12 protein-coding genes are annotated in these 13,647 nt (G+C 63.7%); 4 read left to right on the top strand and 8 right to left on the bottom strand.

Annotated features, from left to right (window positions below):
• Positions 1 to 115: 115 nt before the first annotated feature.
• From L6639_RS22265 to L6639_RS22235, 7 genes are all read right to left on the bottom strand, one after another.
• Positions 116 to 802: a DUF2848 domain-containing protein gene (locus L6639_RS22265; protein WP_237863765.1), complete on the bottom strand. Its 687-nt coding sequence runs from the start codon at positions 800 to 802 to the stop codon at positions 116 to 118.
• On the bottom strand, positions 795 to 2,144 hold the full coding sequence (locus L6639_RS22260; protein WP_237863764.1) for an amidase: 1,350 nt from the start codon (positions 2,142 to 2,144) through the stop codon (positions 795 to 797). The genes L6639_RS22265 and L6639_RS22260 overlap by 8 nt, the downstream gene beginning before the upstream one ends.
• Before the next feature lie 42 nt (positions 2,145 to 2,186).
• The gene (locus L6639_RS22255) at positions 2,187 to 2,906 is read right to left on the bottom strand and encodes an ABC transporter ATP-binding protein (RefSeq protein ID WP_237863763.1); all 720 of its coding nucleotides are present in this window, start codon (positions 2,904 to 2,906) and stop codon (positions 2,187 to 2,189) included.
• Positions 2,896 to 3,627, bottom strand: a complete 732-nt coding sequence (locus L6639_RS22250; protein ID WP_237863762.1) for an ABC transporter ATP-binding protein — start codon at positions 3,625 to 3,627, stop codon at positions 2,896 to 2,898. Before L6639_RS22250 ends, L6639_RS22255 begins: the two co-directional genes overlap by 11 nt.
• The gene (locus tag L6639_RS22245; RefSeq protein WP_237863761.1) at positions 3,617 to 4,537 is read right to left on the bottom strand and encodes a branched-chain amino acid ABC transporter permease; all 921 of its coding nucleotides are present in this window, start codon (positions 4,535 to 4,537) and stop codon (positions 3,617 to 3,619) included. Before L6639_RS22245 ends, L6639_RS22250 begins: the two co-directional genes overlap by 11 nt.
• Positions 4,530 to 5,453 carry a branched-chain amino acid ABC transporter permease gene (locus L6639_RS22240; protein ID WP_237863760.1) on the bottom strand — a complete coding sequence of 308 codons (924 nt, stop codon included), beginning with the start codon at positions 5,451 to 5,453 and terminating at the stop codon, positions 4,530 to 4,532. Before L6639_RS22240 ends, L6639_RS22245 begins: the two co-directional genes overlap by 8 nt.
• Before the next feature lie 64 nt (positions 5,454 to 5,517).
• Positions 5,518 to 6,765, bottom strand: coding sequence for an amino acid ABC transporter substrate-binding protein (locus tag L6639_RS22235; RefSeq protein ID WP_237863759.1), 1,248 nt, complete (start codon positions 6,763 to 6,765; stop codon positions 5,518 to 5,520).
• Positions 6,766 to 6,971: 206 nt separating this feature from the next.
• On the opposite strand from L6639_RS22235, the gene L6639_RS22230 reads away from it, so the two are divergent.
• The 4 genes from L6639_RS22230 to L6639_RS22215 all read left to right on the top strand — a co-directional run bounded on the left by L6639_RS22230 (position 6,972) and on the right by L6639_RS22215 (position 10,694).
• Positions 6,972 to 7,385, top strand: a complete 414-nt coding sequence (locus L6639_RS22230; protein WP_237863758.1) for a Zn-ribbon domain-containing OB-fold protein — start codon at positions 6,972 to 6,974, stop codon at positions 7,383 to 7,385.
• Positions 7,386 to 7,388: 3 nt separating this feature from the next.
• Positions 7,389 to 8,528, top strand: coding sequence for a thiolase C-terminal domain-containing protein (locus tag L6639_RS22225; RefSeq protein ID WP_237863757.1), 1,140 nt, complete (start codon positions 7,389 to 7,391; stop codon positions 8,526 to 8,528).
• Between the two features lie 5 nt (positions 8,529 to 8,533).
• The gene (locus tag L6639_RS22220; RefSeq protein ID WP_237863756.1) at positions 8,534 to 9,448 is read left to right on the top strand and encodes an SDR family oxidoreductase; all 915 of its coding nucleotides are present in this window, start codon (positions 8,534 to 8,536) and stop codon (positions 9,446 to 9,448) included.
• Between the two features lie 127 nt (positions 9,449 to 9,575).
• Entirely contained in the window at positions 9,576 to 10,694 is a 1,119-nt protein-coding gene (locus tag L6639_RS22215; RefSeq protein ID WP_237863755.1) for an SMP-30/gluconolactonase/LRE family protein, read from the top strand.
• Positions 10,695 to 10,830: 136 nt separating this feature from the next.
• Here L6639_RS22215 and ppc read toward each other — a convergent pair whose 3' ends face one another.
• Entirely contained in the window at positions 10,831 to 13,623 is a 2,793-nt protein-coding gene (gene ppc, locus L6639_RS22210; RefSeq protein WP_237863754.1) for a phosphoenolpyruvate carboxylase, read from the bottom strand.
• Positions 13,624 to 13,647: the final 24 nt, after the last annotated feature.

The raw sequence follows: 13,647 nt of genomic DNA, 5'->3' as shown, positions 1-13,647 counted from the left end.
CGATGACTCTCTCCCCGTCATTGCGAGTGCAGCGAAGCAATCCAGACTACCTCCGCGGAACCAGTCTGGATTGCTTCGTCGCAAGAGCTCCTCGCAATGACGGTGGGGACCGACCTCAGCCTCTCACCGGCAGCGTCGTTACGTCATACCCGTGCTTGATCGTGCGCTTCAGCACCGGATCCTCCAGCTCGAAGTCGAAACGCTCGGCCGGGCGGATGCCGCCCTTGGCGGCAAACGTGCCGCCGAACATGGCGCAGCCGTCCGGGAACTTGCCGCCCGCAAAACCGCGCGCGATGAGGTCATCGACCGGCAGCATCGCATCCAGCGTGCCCTCCTGGTAGAGCACGCGCTCGCCATTGATGGTGGCGTAGGAGCGCAGGATCATCTTGTCCCAATGGCCGATGACGTCCTCGAGCTCCCACAGCGTCGAGGCGACCGGTTTGTCGCACATCTGCTTGGAGACGGTGACGTTGTAGGCCTCGACCTTGCGGTCGGTGTGGTCGGAGCCGCAACCGACGAAGATGCGGCCCTGCCAGCCGATCAGCACGAACTCGACTTCGCCTGAGGAATCGCCGCCGGTGCATTCGATGCCGTCTTCCTGAGTGAGCCGTCGCGCCGAGGCGCGATAGTAGATCGGCGTCGAGGCCGGCGGCGCGATGCCCATCTCCTGCAGCTCGGCGATGTGCTTGTCGCGCGCGACCGGATCGCGGCCGGTCCAGCCGGCGATGACCATCTGGTCGATCGCCAAGGTCAGCGGCGTGGTGGTGCCCTGGGCGTCGACGGTGAAAGTGAGGTCAAACACGAATGACGGCCTCCATGCCGGCAGCAAGTTCAAAGATACGGCGGTCCGAGCCGCCCGCCCCTGCAAGCATCAGGCCGACGGGAACCTCGCCCTCGCGATGCGCCGGCAGCGAGATGGCGCAGCCGTCGATCATGTTGATCAGGGTGCAATTGCGCAGTGCCCGCAGGTTTTGCGTGGTGAACGCCTTGTCGTCGGCGAGATCGGCGATCTTCGGCGGCGTGTTGGCGGTGGTTGGCAGCACCAAGGCGTCATAGGGCGCGATGCGGGCGTTGACGCGGGCGATCAGCGACCGGCGCTCGTTGAGGAGATCGATGTAGTCGGCCGCGCTCTGCGCCTCGCCGCGCATGATGCGGACGGAGACGCGGGGGTCGTAGACATCGCCCTTGGCGGTGATGAGATAACGATGCCAGGCATAGCTCTCGGACGCCGCAAAGCCGCCCTTGGCGTTCATCGGGCCGATGTCGTGGAATTCGATCATCTCGATGCGCTCGATGATGGCGCCGTGATCGGCGAGCGATTTCAGCGCGCGCTCGAAGGTTTCGGCCACGGGCGCATCGAGATCGTCGAGCGCGATCGTGGTCGGCACGGCGAGCCGCATGCCCTTCACGGGGCGCGGCTTGAGCGCCGTGATCGGCTCGTTGGCGAGCACCGCATCGAGAATGGCACAGCAGCTGACCGAGCGCGCCAGGGGGCCGATGCTGTCGAGCGAGAACGACAGCGGCACCGAGCCGTCGAGCGGTACGCGGCGCTGCGTCGGCTTGTAGCCGACGATGCCGTTATAGGCCGCAGGAATGCGGCAGGAGCCGCCGGTGTCGGTGCCGAGCGCGCCATGCGCCATGCCGTCGAGCACGGAGACCGCCGCGCCCGACGACGAGCCGCCAGGCACATGTCCCTCGGCCCGGTTCCAGGCGCCTTTAGGCGTTCCATAGTGCGGATTGATGCCGATGCCGGAATAGGCGAACTCGGTCATGTTGGTGCGCCCGATCACGACGAAACCGGCCTTGCGCAGCCGCGCGACCGCCGCCGCGTCGTGCTCGGCTGGATCGGAATCGTCGAGCGCACGGGAGCCGGCGCGCGTGGTCTGTCCCTTGATGTCGAACAGATCCTTGATCGAGATGGGAATACCGGCATAGCGCGAGGGCGCCGCGTTGGCCTTGCGCAGGGAATCCATGGCGTCGGCGGTGGTCAGCGCGGCGTCCTTGTCGACAAGGATGAAGGTGCGCTGCCCCTCGCCGGCGGGATCGGCGATCCTGGCGATGCACGCCTCGACCAGTTTTCGGGAGGTGGTGCGGCCGCTTTCGAGATCGTCGGCCAATGTGGCGAGGGTTGGGGCGTTCGGCATGTCTGGTTCGCCTGCGTCGGGCGCGGCCAAAACACTGCCGCGCTATTTCAATCCAAAATAGGCGCGCCGCAGCGCCTCGTTGTCGGTCATCTCGGCAACCGTGCCGGAAAAGCGAATGCGCCCGCCTTCCAGAACAAATACGCGGGTTGCCACTTCAAGGAAACCGATATTCTGCTCGGCGATCAAAAGCGCGATGCCGCGCCCCTGCAGGCCGTTCAGGATCCGGATGACCTCCTTGACGAAGAGCGGCGACAGGCCGGCCGAAGGCTCGTCCATGACGAGAAGCTTCGGCTCGGCCGCGAGCGCCTTGGCGATCCCGAGCATCTTGCGCTGCCCGCCCGACAGGCTGGAGGCGGCGTCGCGGCGCTTGTCGCGCAGGACGGGAAAGAGACCATAGAGCTCGTCGAGGCGCCGGCGGGGATTGGCATGACCCAGCGCCTGAGCCCCCACCAGGATGTTCTCCTCGATCGACAGGTCAGGAAACACCGCGAGCTCCGACATGTAGGTCATGCCGAGCTTCATGCGGTCGCTGGAGCGCATATGAGCGATGTCCTGCCCGCCGAGCGCGATGCTGCCGTGACGAGCCTCGACCAGGCCGACCAGCGACTTCAGGAACGTGGTCTTGCCGGCACCGTTGGCGCCGAGCAGCAGGACCGTCTCGCCTGGTTTGACGTCCAGATCGACGCCCCACAGCACCTGCATCGTGCCGTAGCCCGCATCGACGCCTTGCGCCTGAAGAAGAGGCGTTGCTTCAAGCGGCATGCTCGCCTCCCAAGAACACCTCGATCACCTGCGGTTCCTTCACGGCCGCAGCGAGCTTGCCCTCGAAGATTTCCCGCCCCGCATTGAGAACGATGACGCGGTCGGTGATGTGCTCGATGAAACCCATCAGATGCTCGACGACGATGATCGACATGCCGCCGGCCGCGAGCTGCTTGATCCGCTCGGCAATCCAGTCGAGCTCGGCGGGATTGAGCCCGGCGGCGAGTTCGTCGAGCAGCAGCAGGCGCGGTCGCGTCGCCAGGGCGCGGACCAGATCCAGCATCTTCTGCTGCGCACTGTTGAGATCGGCCGCCGGCCGATCGGCCACACTGGCCAAACGATATTCGTCGAGCAGCGCGTCGAGCGCCGGCGGCGCTCCGCCGATGTGGCCGTAGGCCAGGGCGACCCTGACGTTCTCCCGCACGGTCAGCGACATGAACGGCTTCGGCACCTGGAAAGTCCTGTTGATGCCGCGATGGACCAGCTTGTGGGACGCAACGCCGCCGATGGACGCGCCATCGAACGCGACCTCGCCGCCGTCGGGCGCGTAGAGACCGGAGATCACGTTGATAGCCGTGGTCTTGCCCGAGCCGTTCGGGCCGACCAGCCCCAACACCTCGCCGGGCGCGGCATGAAAGCTGAGGCCGTCGAGTGCAACGAAGCCGCCAAAGCGCTTCACCAGCTTGTGGACGCTGAGAATGGGTTTTGTGTCAGGGGACATGCCAGCCCCTCCGCGTCGCCAGCGAGACCAGCCCGGCCGGCAGGAACAACACCAACCCCATGATGAGGAGACCGTAGATGAGCTGGAAATATTGCGGGGTCGTGAACCCGATCAGATTGTAGACGCCGTACAGGATCAGGACGCCGATGATCGGACCGGAGATCGTTGCAACACCTCCAAACAGCGCGAAGACGATCGCGAAGATGCTGAACTCGCCGCTAAAGACGTTGTCGGGATAGAACACGGACACGTACCAGGCATAGATGCCGCCGGCGAGCCCCGCCACCAGCGCTGACGCCAGCCAGGCCGCAATGCGCATCTTGACGACGTTGACCCCCGCCATCGACGCGCTCACGGAATCCTCGCGAACGGCCTGCAGCGCCAGCCCGAAACTCGAGTTCTTCAGGAAGACGACACCGCCCACCGTCAACGTCAGCACCACCAGCGCCGCATAATAGGCGTGCGAGGGATTGAACGTACCCGTCAGCGACACGCCATACGGCCCCTTGGTGATACCCTCCAATGCGGGATTGGCGACCAGGTGCAGCACGGCCAGTGACGCGGCGAGATTGGCAATGGCAAAATAGGCGCCGGAGAGCCGCAACAACGGCGTCAGCAAGAGGCCGAGCAGCACGCCGACCAATCCCGCCGCCAGCACGGCCACCAGCGCCGGCGACTGATAGTGCATCACCAGCACCGCAAATCCATAGGCACCGGCCCCGAAGAAGCCGACATAGCCGAACGGCAAATAGCCGGTGAAGCCGTAGATGATGTTGACGCCCTGCGCGAGGATCAGGAACGTGACGAAATTGAACAGCAGCAGATGGTTCTGGTAGAGGCCCGGCAGCACCGCAAACACTGCGATCAGCGGCACCAGAATGAACAGCACATGCTTGACGGCATTAGGCAACGCGCACCCGCCTTCCAAGCAGGCCGCTCGGACGTAGCAAGAGGATCAGGATCAGCAGCACATAGGGCAGAAGATCCGCCCATGAGCTGAGATAGGTCTGCACCAGCATGTAGCAGACACCGTAGACGACACCGCCGAGCGCCGTGCCGAGCGGATTGCCGAGCGAACCCAGCACGACGATCGCAAACGACGTGACCGTCGCGTCCGCGCCGAAGGCCGGCGTGATCGAGCCGAACATGAACGGCGCAAACACGCCCGCAACCGCAGCAAGTCCGAGTCCGATTCCGAAGGCCGCGGCCGAGACGCGATCAACATCGATACCCGACGCCAGCGCCTCGTCGCGTCGCGACATCACGGCCCGCGTCAAGGTGCCGAGCCGCGTGCGATAGAGATAGACGTACACGAGACCGATCGCGACGAGGCTGGTTCCGGCAGCAATCACCCAGGGCGCGGGAAATCCCTGGCCGAGGATGCGGATCGGACCGGTCTCCGGCTTGCCGCCGAACAGCTGGACCTTGATGGTCGAGAAAACCGTGCCAAGCAGCCGGCTCTGGATCGAGCGCTCGCTGGTGCCGGCGAAGATCGTGGTGATGGCTTCGACCACCTGCGACAGGCCGAAGAACAGGATGATCGACAGCATCTCGGGATTTGCGGATCCCTGCAGACGCGGCACCAGCACCCAATAAAGCAGCATACCGACCAGCAGAAACACCATGAATGCCAGCGGCACCGCAAACAGTGGGTCGATTCCGGCCAGCGCGACGACGCCCAGCGCCACGAAGGCGCCGAGCATCAACACGTCGCCATGCGCAAGATTGACAATGCGCATGACGCCGAAGACGAGATTAAGCCCCATACCGACCAGGCTGAAATACAGCCCGAACAGGACACCGGCGACCAAGGCGTAGGTCAACATCAGCAGCCGACTCCCAGGACCTGTCCCAAGACTTGACCCACAACTTGCCCAGCAGGGTTTGCTGTCATGGACGCGGATAGACCGGCTTTCCGGTCGCCGTCTCATGGGGATAGATCGAGATGAACTTGAGATGCCCGTGATCGCCAAGCTCGAGCTGGCCAAGCGGCGTCAACTCACCGATCTGGCCACCCATCTCGTCGAGCGCGAAGGTGCCATCCAGCGTTTGCAGCTGATTGGACAGGCTGAAGGTCGCCTTGCGCAGCTCGAGCTGATCGAGGCTGGTCGCGACCGACAGGGTCTTTTCGATCACCAGAGCCGTGGTGTAGCCGGCGACCGAGTTGAAGCCGAACTCGACCTTGCCGTCGGGATATTTCTTGTCCCAGGCCGCCTTGTACTCGTTGATGTTCATCCCGAAATTCACCGGATATTTCAGCTCTTGCGGCGGGACGTAGGTGAAGACGTGCTCCAGCCCCTTCTCGCCAACGTTCTTCTCGAGCAGCTCGGTCTCCAGACCCGCATAGATCGAGAACAGCATCTTGAAATTGGCACCGACGTCCTGGACGTTGCGGAGGAAGGCGATGTCGTTCGGCGCATAGCCGAAGTGAATCACCGCATCCGGGTTGGTGTTGGCGATGTTGTTGATGATGACGGTGTAGTTGGTCGTCTCGGTGGGAACGCCCTGATCGTAGACGATCTCGATCGGCGCGCCCGATTCCTTGACGAACTTGCGGAACGCGTTGGCCTGCGTGCCCGTGAACTCGTTGGTCGCATAGAGAATCGCGACCTTCTTGATGCCGAGGCCGGGTCCATCATGCGAGACGAAATCGGCGACCGGCTTCGGCCAGATGGTCGACACCGGGTCGGCCATCAGGGCGATGTAGGGATTGTCCTTGGAGAAGAAGCTGGCGCCCGTGCCGGTCTGGTCGAACAGGAACATCTTGTGGTCGCGGGCAATCGCGACCGCAGGCGCGGTCAGTACCGAGCCGGAATCGGCCACCAGAAGATCGACCTTATCCTGGGTGATGAGCTGATTGTACAAAGTCGCCGCGGTCGCCGTGTTGCTCTGGTCGTCATAGGCAACGAGCTTGATCGGGATCTTCTTGTCGAACGCCTTCACATAGACGCCGCCTTCGGCGTTCTTCTGTTCGACCCACAGCTTCAGTCCATAGTGAACCGGCATCGAGATCGAGGCATAGCGCCCGCTGGACGCATAGAGCGTGCCGATCTTGATCTCGGCCGGCGCGTCCGCAGCCAGGGCCGGCGCAGCGAAGGTCAGACCTGCAACCAGCGCAACGCCTACGGTTCTCAACATGGAATCCTCCCGATCTCTTCTTGTCTCGGCACTTATGTACCGTGCGGACTTAGTTGCACACAAGCACGCCAACCGCAATTGTGCGCATGGTGGAATACATGGCGTGCAGAGCTCAGTGCTGGACCGTTGACGCGCGATAGTCAATTGGCGCATCAAGATTGAAACGGACGAGCATCAAGTTCTCGCCTTTGGGAGGAGCTGCCGACATGGCCGAACCGCAGCGCGCACGACCGAAACCGACGCCGGAAACCCAGCATTTCTGGGATGGCACCAAAGCGGGCGAGCTGCGCCTGCAACGCTGTGATGCCTGTGCGCATGTCTACTTTCCGCCGCGCCCGTTCTGCCCGTCCTGCGCCTCGCGCAAGGTCACTGTCTTCGCGGCGAGCGGCAAGGGTTTCCTTTACAGCTACGTGATCAATCACCGCCCTGCCGCGCCTGGCTTCACGCCGCCTTACGCGATCGCCGTGGTCGAGCTCGATGAGGGACCGCGGATGATGAGCAACATCATCGACTGCCCGCAGACGCCGGAAGCGCTCGAACTCGACATGAAGCTCCAAGTCGCGTTCCAGCAACTGGACGACAAGATCACGCTTCCCGTGTTCCGCCCGGCGAAGGGGTAAGCCATGCGCAAGAACCACGTTGCCGTCGTCGGCGCGGCCGAGACCACCGAGCTCGGCGTTATTCCCAACATGTCGCAGCTCCAGCTCCACGCGGATGCAGCGCTCAATGCGATCGCCGATGCCGGTCTGAAGCTCTCCGACATCGACGGCTTTGCCACCGCAGTCGAAACGCCGCAGCAGGTCTGCCACTATCTCGGCATCAAGCCGACCTGGGTGGACGGCACGTCCGTCGGCGGCTGCTCGTTCATGCTGCACGTCCGCCATGCGGCCGCGGCGATCGAGGCTGGTCTTTGCAAGACGGTGCTGATCACGCATGCCGAGAGCGGCAAATCGATGATCGGCAAGGCGCCGCGCTCGATCCCCGCCGACAGTCTGCAGGGCCAGTTCGAGGCACCCTATGGCGTCTACGGCCCGCCCAGCATGTTCCCGATTCCCGTGCTGCGTTTCATGAAGACCTACGGCATCACGCATGAACAGCTTGCGTCGGTCGCCGTCGTGCAGCGCGAATGGGCGGCCAAGAATCCGCGTGCGATGATGAAGGATCCGATCACGGTCGCCGACGTGCTCAATTCACGCATGATCGCCTATCCGTTCCGCCTTCTGCAGTGCTGCCTCGTCACTGACGGCGGCGGCGCGCTGATCCTCACCTCGGCCGACCGCGCCAGGGATTTTCCGCGCAAGCCGGTTTATATTATGGGCACCGGCGAGAGCGTGGAAACGCCAATGGTCAGCCAGATGGAAACGTTCAACTCCTCGCGCGCGTTCAAGACCGCGGGGCCGCTCGCGTTCAAGGAAGCCGGCATCGCCCACAAGGACGTCGATCACCTCATGATCTACGATGCCTTTGCGCATCTGCCGCTGTTCGGCCTCGGCGATCTCGGGTTCATGCCGCATGAGGAAACCGGCAAATTCATTGCGGACGGCAACACACGCCCCGGGGCCAGGCTGCCGCTCAACACCAATGGCGGCGGCCTCTCCTACATGCATTCGGGCATGTACGGCATGTACGCGCTCCAGGAGAGCGTGCGCCAGATGCGAGGCATCGCGCCGGCGCAGGTACCGAATGCGAAGATTTCAGTGTGCCACGGCGTCGGCGGCATGTTCGCCGCGTCAGGCACGATCGTGTTTACGAACGAGAGGTAACCCACATGAGCAAATCACTGCAGGACAAGGTCATCATCGTCACCGGCGCTGGGCGCGGCATCGGGCGCGAGATCGCGCTGCTCTGTGCGGCTGAGGGCGCCAAGGTCGTCGTCAACGATCCCGGCGGGGCCGCTGACGGCGCCGGCTCGAGCGCTTCGCCCGCCGAGGAAGTGGTCGAGGAGATCAAAAAGCGTGGCGGCACGGCGGTCGCCAATTTCGAGTCGGTCGCGGAAGCGATCCCCGCCAGCAAGATCGTGAAGACCGCGACCGATGCCTTCGGCAGGCTGGATGGTGTCGTCAACAATGCCGGCATCCTGCGCGACATGATCTTCCACAAGATGAGCGTGGAAGCGTTCGAGGCGGTCATCAAGGTGCATCTGATGGGCTCGTTCTATGTCAGCCACGCCGCCGCGCGCATCTTCCGCGAGCAGGAGAGCGGCTCCTTCGTGCACTTCACCTCGACCTCCGGCCTGATCGGCAATTTCGGCCAGGCCAATTATGCTGCCGCCAAGCTCGGCGTCATCGGGCTTTCCAAGTCGATCGCGCTCGACATGAGCCGCTTCAACGTGCGCTCCAACTGCGTGTCGCCGTTCGCCTGGACCCGCATGATCGGCACCATCCCGACCGAGACCGAAGCCGAGAAGGCGCGCGTCGAGAAGATCAAGCAGATGGGCCCCGAGAAGATCGCGCCGATCTGCGCCTATCTGCTCTCCGATGCCGCCAAGGACGTCACCGGACAGATTTTCGGCGCACGCATGAACGAGCTGTTCCTGTTCAGCCAGAACCGCCCGTTGCGTTCGGTCCATCGCAGCGAGGGCTGGACGCCGCAGTCGATCGCGGAACACGGCATGCCGGCGCTAAAGGGCTCGTTCTACAAGCTGGATCGCTCGGCTGACATCTTCCCGTGGGATCCGGTTTAGGGATCATGTAGCCACAATTCCGGCGTCACGGTGCTGCGATCTCTGGTTGTCTTGTCCAGAGATCGCCCGGCTTCAGCCTGAATGAAGGCGAATGATGTCCTCCCAACAAAAAACTTGGGAGGAAACCATGACAAGAATATTGACCAACTTCGACGACACCACTGCAGGCGAGCGCAGCGGCCTCGGCCGCCGCACGCTTCTCAAGGGCGCCGCGACCGTCGCCGCATCCGCCCTCCTCGCTTCGAACGCCGACGCCCGCGACTACGGCGCCAATGCCGAGCCGCAGCGCTACCCCGACCCAGACATCATCGTCATCGATCCCAAGCGTTTCAAGGCCAAGGTCGGCAACACCTCGATCAAGCGGCTTTACACCGGCTGCCTGTGGGCGGAAGGACCGGCGTGGAACGCGCACGGACAATATCTCGTCTGGAGCGATATCCCGGCCAACCGGCAGCTCCGTTATCTCGACGACGACGGCCACATCTCCGAGCAGTTCCACAAGCCGTCGAACGAGGCCAACGGCAATTCGTTCGACACCGAGGGACGCCAGATCAGCGCCGAGCGCACCCGCCTCGTCCGCTACGAGCATGACGGTTCGGTGACGGCGCTGGCCGAGCAGGCCAATGGCAAGCCGCTCAACGGGCCGAACGATATGGTCGTGCATCCCAACGACAAGTCGATCTGGTTCACCGATCCCGGCTACGGCGCGATCAGCATCTACGAGGGCAAGCTCGCCAATACCGGCTCGCTGCAGCCCTATCAGAAAGAGGCGGTCTATCGCCTCGACGCGCAGTCCGGGCAGTTGACGAAGGTTGCGGACGAGCCGTTCAAGCCGAACGGCATCGCCTTCTCGCACGACTACAAGAAAGTCTATGTCTGCGACACCGGCATCACGCATTATCCGCAGGCGGAAAACGTGGTGTGGTCCTACGACCTCGACGGCCAGAAGCTATCGAACCCGAAGCGGCTGATCGACATGAAGCTCGACGGCAAGTCAGGCTTTCCCGACGGGATGCGCGTCGACACCGAAGGCAATATCTGGGTCGGGGCCGGCTGGGTCGGACCGGGCTATGATGGCGTGCAAGTGTTCGCGCCGACCGACGGCGCGCGCATCGGTCAGATCCTCCTGCCCGAGACCTGCGCCAATCTCTGCTTCGGAGGCAAAAAGCGCAATCGCCTGTTCATGACCGCGAGCCAGTCGCTGTATTCGGTCTATGTGGAGACGCAGGGGGCGCATTTCTGTTGAGAGATATGCCGCGCCCTCACCACGCGTCACGGCCGGGCTTGTCCCGGCCGTCCACGATCTTCGATGCTGCACCAAGAATGTGGATGCCCGGGACAAGCCCGGGCATGACGACTGAGTGTGCAGTCGCGACGTCGTCTTAGCCCGTATTCCGCAACCCCGCGGAGATGCCGTTGATCGTCAGCTGAATCCCGCGCAGCACCTGCTCGTCCGGATTCTGGGCACGGTGCTCCCGCAAGAGCTCGACCTGCACGTGGTTGAGGGGATCGAGATAGGGGAAGCGGTGGCGCACCGAGCGTTCGAGCAGCGGGTTGCCCTGCAGCAGGCGATCCTGTCCCATGATGTCCAAAAGCGTCTCGATGCAGGAATGCCATTCGCGACGGATACGGCCGAAGATTTTTTCGCGCAACGCCTCATCAGGCACGAGCTCGGCATAGCGCGAGGCGATCGCGATCGAGCTTTTTGCCAGCACCATGTCCATGTTCGACAGCAGCATGCGGAAGAACGGCCATTCCTTGTAGAGCTCTTTCAGGAACGGCATGCCCTTGTCGGGATGCTCGGCAATCCACTGCTCGACCGCACTGCCGAAGCCGTACCAGCCGGGCAGCATCAGGCGGCACTGCGCCCACGAGAACACCCAGGGGATCGCGCGCAAATCCTCGATCGCGCGGGTCTTTTTGCGCGAGGCCGGACGGCTGCCGATGTTCAGTGTCGCGATCTCGTTGATCACGGTAGAGGACCAGAAGTAATCGACGAAGCCCTCGGTCTCGTAGACGAGGCCGCGATAGGCCTTGAAGGCGAGATTTGAAAGCTCGTCCATCGCGATCAGATATTCGCGGCGCGGCGCGCTCTCGCGCGGCCGCAACAAGCTCGCGTCCAGCGTCGCCGCAGCCAGGACCTCGAGATTGTTGCGGCCGACTTCGGCGTTGGAATATTTCGACGAGATGATCTCGCCCTGTTCGGTGATACGAATCTGGCCGTTCACGGCGCCGCCCGGCTGAGCGACGATGGCGTCATAGCTCGGTCCGCCGCCGCGGCCGACCGAGCCGCCGCGGCCGTGGAAAAGGCGCAGCCGCACATGATGACGCTCGAACACGTCGACGAGTCCGATCTCGGCCTTGTAGAGCTCCCAGCCCGAGGTGACGAAGCCGCCATCCTTGTTGCTGTCGGAATAGCCGAGCATGACCTCCTGCACGCTGCCGCGGCTGTCGACGAGGCGGCGGTAATCGTGCAGCGACAACATGCGATCCATGATGCCGGAAGAGGCCTGCAAATCCTCGATGGTCTCGAACAAGGGCACGATGTTGATGGCGCTGCGCCCGGAGGGATGGACGAGGCCGACCTCCTTGAGCAGCACCGCGACCTCGAGCATATCAGACATGCCCTTGCACATCGAAATGATGCATTGGGGAATGGCGTCCGATCCGAACTTCGCATGCGCTTCTGCGGCCGCATGGAAGACGTTGAGCTCGCCCATGGTCTCGTCGCTGTACTTGACGAAGGGCGACACCAGCGCGCGCGTCGAGCGCAATTCGTTGGTGAGGAGCGAGATGCGAGCCTCCTCGCCGAGCGCGAGATAGGACATGCCGGGGTTGGCTGCGTCCATCAGCTCGGCGATGGTACGTTCGTGCACCGCCGAGTTCTGGCGGATGTCGAGCCGCGCCAGGTGGAAGCCGAAGCAATCCACCGCGCGCCGCAGCACCCGCAGCCGGCCCCGCGCGATGACGCGGGCGTTGTTGGAGATCAGCGAGCGATGCAGCACGTCGAGATCGACCTGCAGCTCCTTGACACTCTGATAAGGCGCGCCCTTGCCGACCGGCCGGCGGGTGATTTCGACCTCGAGCTTTTCGGCCGTCGCGGTCAGGCGCGCATAGATGCCTGATACCGCGAGGCGATAGGGCTCGCCGCTCCGGTGCGGCGAGGTATCGGGCGAGCGCTCCGCGAGCGTGCGCAGCTCCTCGGAGACATCGGCGAGATGGGCCGCGATCGACAATTCCGAGCCGAGCACGTGGAGCTCGTTCAAATAGAACTGCATCACCCGGCTCGACTGCAGCCGCAGCGTGCCGCGCATCACGTCGGCGGTGACGAAGGGATTGCCGTCGCGGTCGCCGCCGATCCAGCTTCCCATCCTCAGGAACGAAGCGAGCTCGCTGGCAGCCTGCTCGCCACCCTCCTCCAGCCGGTCCTCCAGGGCGTTCACCAGCCGCGGCACCTCGCGAAGGAAGGTATAGTCGTAAAATGACAGGCCGTTGGCGACCTCGTCGAGCACGGTCAGCTTGGTCCGGCGCAGCAGATTGGTCTGCCACAACGTCAGCACCTCGCGGCGAAGCTGCTCGTCGCTGGCGGCGGCCTCGTCCGCGGTCAGCGCAACCCGCTCGCGGCGGTCGAGCAAGGCAGCGACCTCCATCTCGCGGTCCATGGTGCTCTTGCGGCGGACTTCGGTCGGATGCGCGGTCAGCACCGGGCTGACGAGCGCGGTCTTGAAGAAGCTGCGCAGCGCGTCGGCGCCAATGCCGGCGGCCTTGGCGTTGGCCAATGTTTGCGCCAGCACCCCGGAGCCGTTGGCGGCGCTGCGGGTGCGCATCTGGCGGATGTTGTTCTGATCCTCGGCGATGTTGGCAAGGTGGGAGAAATAGCTGAAGGCGCGAACGATCCGAACCGTCTCCGAGGTCGACATGCTGTCGAGGATCTGCTCGAGCTCGCGGCGGGCAATCCGGTCCTCGTCGCGGTGGAACCGGATCGAGGTCTGCCTGATGCGCTCGACCAGGTCGAACACATCAGCGCCCTCCTGGTCGCGCACCGTGTCGCCCAGGATGCGCCCGAGCAAGCGAATGTCGTCGCGCAGCCGGGCATCCGCCTCCAGAGCCTGGACGTCCTCAGGCCGATTCGGGCGAAGATCGGCAGCGTCGGATGGTACGGTCTGGAGGGACATGGCTCGCTCCTTTTTCTAGAGCTC

It is taken from the genome of Bradyrhizobium zhengyangense (assembly GCF_022012555.1).
GTDB classification, from domain to species: Bacteria; Pseudomonadota; Alphaproteobacteria; order Rhizobiales; family Xanthobacteraceae; genus Bradyrhizobium; species Bradyrhizobium zhengyangense.
The sequence above is the reverse complement of the archived record's forward strand: the minus strand, read 5'-3'. Positions and strand labels throughout refer to the sequence as shown.